Annotated in this window: 3 protein-coding genes; all 3 read right to left on the bottom strand. The window is 64.7% G+C overall.

All coding sequences use genetic code 11. The features are described 5' to 3' along the window. Nucleotides 1-156: 156 nt before the first annotated feature. Nucleotides 157-1,563: a malonyl-CoA decarboxylase gene (locus tag V7067_RS01745; protein ID WP_334174148.1), complete on the bottom strand. Its 1,407-nt coding sequence runs from the start codon at nucleotides 1,561-1,563 to the stop codon at nucleotides 157-159. 230 nt (nucleotides 1,564-1,793) lie between these two features. Beyond that, entirely contained in the window at nucleotides 1,794-3,404 is a 1,611-nt protein-coding gene (locus V7067_RS01740) for an NAD(P)/FAD-dependent oxidoreductase (protein WP_334174147.1), read from the bottom strand. 141 nt (nucleotides 3,405-3,545) lie between these two features. Beyond that, the coding region (locus V7067_RS01735; protein WP_334174146.1) for an ABC transporter permease subunit at nucleotides 3,546-4,055 on the bottom strand (510 nt) is incomplete at its 5' end.

Below are 4,055 nucleotides of genomic sequence, written 5' to 3'. Positions count from 1 at the left end.
CATGGCACGGCCCGTCCCGGCCGCGGGTTGCCGGCTGCGCCGCGCGGGCCGTCCGATCCGCACAGGCGCCGCCCGGACGGGCGGCGGACCGTGGCGGAGGACCGTGGCGGCGTGTCCCGGACGAAAGCCCGGAAAGGGCCGGGTCGGCCCGCCTTTTCAGCGGGCCGCGATGCGCGCCACCGCTTTTGCGGCCTTGCCGCCCTTCGGCGGCGGCTCGGCCTTCAGGCACTTGCGCACCTCCGAGGAGGCCGCCACGACGCCGCGTTCCACGAACTCCTCGTGGTTGGTTTCGATGTGGCCGAGATCGTAGAGATAATTGACCATCAGGCCATGGGACTGGGCGAGGCCCTGGGCCGAAAGATCGCCGAGAAAATTCAGCCGCTCCAGCCGGGCACCGTTGCCAAGGTGGAACCGGCCCACGGGATCGGGCAGCCGGCCGTTGGGCAGTTTCGCCTCCAGAAAATAGCGCGCGGCTGCCGACAGCAGCGGCGCTTTCAGCGCCTCGCTCTGCGCCGGGTCTTTTTCCCAGCCCGGCGCATCCAGTCCGGCAAGGGCGGTTCGTTCAGCCTCCGGCAGCAGTCCGTCGGCCCCCTTCTCGCGCTCCGCCTTCAGCCACTTCGCAAAGCCCGGCACCGGAGAGAGCGTGACAAAGGTCTTCAGGTTCGGCAGCTCGTGGCGCAGATCCTCCACCACCTGCTTGATGAGGAAATTGCCGAAGGAAACCCCCGCCAGCCCCTTCTGCGTGTTAGAGATGGAATAGAACACCGCGGTCGTGGCCGCCTCCGCGGCGATCGGACCACGCTCCAGATCGAGCAGCGGGCCGATGGCGGCCGGAATGGCCGTGGTCAGCGCCACTTCCACGAAGATCAGCGGCTCGTCGGGAAGCTGGGGATGGAAGAAGGCGAAGCACCGCCGGTCCGAAGGCGCCAGCCGGTTGCGCAGATCGTCCCAGCTTTCGATGACATGCACGGCCTCGTAGCGGATGATCTTTTCCAGAATGGCCGCCGGGGTCTGCCAGTCGATATGGCGCAGATCCAGAAAGCCGCGGCTGAACCAGATGGCGAACAGATCGGCAAAATCGCGGTCGAGTGCCTTCAGGCCGGGCGCGCCCCTGAGCCGGGCCATCACATCCTCGCGCATGCGCACGAGCGCCAGCGTGCCGCCGGGCGCCAGATTGAGCCGGCGCAGCACCTCGCGGCGGCGCGGCTCGCTCACCCGGTGCAGCGTTTCCGCCGCGCCGGCATCCGGGGTATCGAGATAGGCCTGCGCCGCAGCCGCCACCGCCTTGCCGTCGACGCCGTAGGCGTCCGCGAGCAGGCTCAGAAAGGCGGTCTTCTCGTCCGCGGTGGCTTCCTCATAGCCGTCCAGTGCCAGCGAGGCGAGCACCACGCCGGAGGCCTCGCCGCGCCGCGACAACAGCGCATCGATGGTTTTCTGCAGTTGCAGGGCGCCGGTCGGCTCCTTCGCCGCCCGTGGCCGCGCGCGCAGCGACAGCGATTCCAGAAGCTCGTTCATGAGCCCGGAAACGCTCTTGTTCGACAGGCCGGTCAGCAGCGCCTTCATGGATCTTCTCGCCTTTGTTGCCGCCGGCGCGGCGGCGCCTGCGGGCAGGCGCGCCGACAGCCGGCCGGATGGCCGGAACAAGGGCGAGCATAGCACACCCCGGCCGCCGGAATCGCTGCTACCAACGGCGGGGTGTGTCTTGCGAAGTGTGTCTTGCGAAGCGTGTTTTGCGAAGCGTGTTTTGCGGACTGTGCCTTGCCAGGTGTGCCTTGCAGCGTGCGGCCGGCGCCTCAGCCGCGCTTCAGATCGAGCAGGATCTCGCGGGCGGCATTGGAACCCGGAATGCCGGAGACGCCGCCGCCGGGATGGTTGGACGAACCGCAGGTATAGAGCCCCGCGAACGGCGTGCGATAGTCCGCATAGCCGGAGGCCGGCCGCTGGAAGAACAACTGATCCGGCGTCAGCTCGCCATGGAAGATATGGCCCTGCGGCATCATCAGTTTTTCCTCGATATCCGGCGGCACGAGGAACTGCAGGTCGATAATATCGTTGCTCCAGCCCGGCGCAAACTCCTCGATGGTATCGAAGATATTCTTCTTGAAGTTGTCTTTCTCCTTCGACCAGTCGCTGCCCCGCAGCTCGTAGGGGGCATGGCCGCCATAGAGATTGACGACGTGCTTGCCTTCCGGCGCCAGCGTCTTGTCGAGAATGGTCGGGCAGATCGGCGAGACGAACGGCCGGCTGGAATACCAGCCATATTTGGCATCGTCATAGGCTTTCTCAAGAAAATCGACATCCGGGGCAACGTGCATGTAGGTCGGATAGTCGAAATTACCCAGCACCTTATCGGCGCGCATCTTCTCAAGAAAGGTAAACTGCGGCGGGCGCTCGCAGGCCACGTTCATCTTGAAGGCCGTGGAGAAGGTGCGATAGTTGTCGATCTCGCGCTTCAGTTCGTCCGGCACCAGACCCGGACGGATCAGCTTCTGATAGACGATCTTGGCATTGGCATTGGAAACGATGGTCTTTGCCTTGTAGACGGCGCCGTCCTTCGTCACCACCGAGGTTGCGCGGTTGCCCTCGATCCTGATCTCCGCAATCGCCGCATCGGTGACGATCTCCACGCCGTGATCGCGGCCATAGGCAGCGAGCGCCTGTGTGATCTTGCCCATGCCGCCTTCGACAAAGCCCCAGCCGCCGGCGCCGTCATGCTCGCCCATGACGTGATGCATGATGACATAGGCCGAGCCGGGCGACTTCGGGCCGAGGAAATGGCCGATGGATGCATAATAAGCCAGAACGGCAATGATGCGCTCGTCTTCGAACCACTCCTTGAGGAAGTCGTAAGCACTCATGGTCAGAAGATCGATCAGCCGGTACATCTTGTGGCCGACCTTGCGATAGCGCCACAGGAAGCTCAGCGAGGCTTTCATCGACTTCCAGTCGCCGCGGGTGGGATCGAACGGCGTTTCCCACAGAAGCTGGCGCACGATCTTCGTCGCCTCGACAAGATACTTGTCGAACAGCGGGTAGGTTTCGGCATCCTTCTTGTTGAATTTTGCGAAGGAGGCAACCGTCTTCTGCACGTCGTCGGAGAACAGGATATAGTCGTCGCCGCCGAGCGGAGAAATCATGTCCGAGCTTTGCAGCAGCTTCAGCCCGTATTTCGACATCAGTTCGAAATCGCGGATGACGCGGGGATGCAGCAGGCTCATCATGTAGGAGAAGATCGAAGCGCGGAAGCCGGGGGCGAACTCCTCCGTGACAGCCGCGCCGCCGATGACCTTGCGCTGTTCCAGCACCGCCACCTTCAGGCCGGACCGGGCCAGATAGTTGGCGCAGACAAGGCCGTTGTGGCCGGCGCCGATGACGATGGCGTCATATTCTTTCACGAGTGCCATGGACGGAAGACTCCCTCAAGCCGCGGTGCCGCAAGGCAAACCGCCCCCGCTGCGCCGGAGCCCATCCGCCCGGCCGCCAATGAACGGGAAAACAGAACTGATGAACCGGGGCCGGGCCGCGCCTGAACGCCGCCCGGCCGCTCAGGCGTGTTCCTGCCGCCGTGTGCGCAGGAACTCCGCAAAGACGAGCAGCAGCGTGACGAGGAACAGCACCGTTGCCGCAACCGCGATGGTGGGGTCCACCCGCTCCTGAATGCCGTCCCATATCTTGCGCGGCAGCGTGTAGACCGTGCGCGAGGCAATGAACAGCGTGACCACGATTTCATCCCATGAAATCAGGAACGCGAAGACCCCTCCGGTCATGAGGCCGGGTTTGATCTGCGGCAGGATGACGTGGAAGATGGTCTGCAGCGGGCCGGCCCCGAGCGACCGCGAGGCCTGCTCCTGCCGCGCCTCCACCGTTGCCAGCGAGGCCGTCACCGTCACCAGCACATAGGGCGCGGCCATGATGGTGTGGGCGAGGATCACGCCGGCAAAGGTATCGAGCAGGTGCAGGCGGGCGAAGAACCAGTAGAACGCCAGCGCAGAGACCACCGAAGGCACGATCAGCGGCGCCAGCAGCATCAGCCGCACGCTTTCCGCCCGCGCCGA

Origin of the sequence: Pseudoxanthobacter sp. (assembly GCF_036822375.1) — a bacterium.
Lineage (GTDB): Bacteria > Pseudomonadota > Alphaproteobacteria > Rhizobiales > Segnochrobactraceae > Pseudoxanthobacter.
This window is presented reverse-complemented; position numbering and strand designations above follow the sequence as displayed.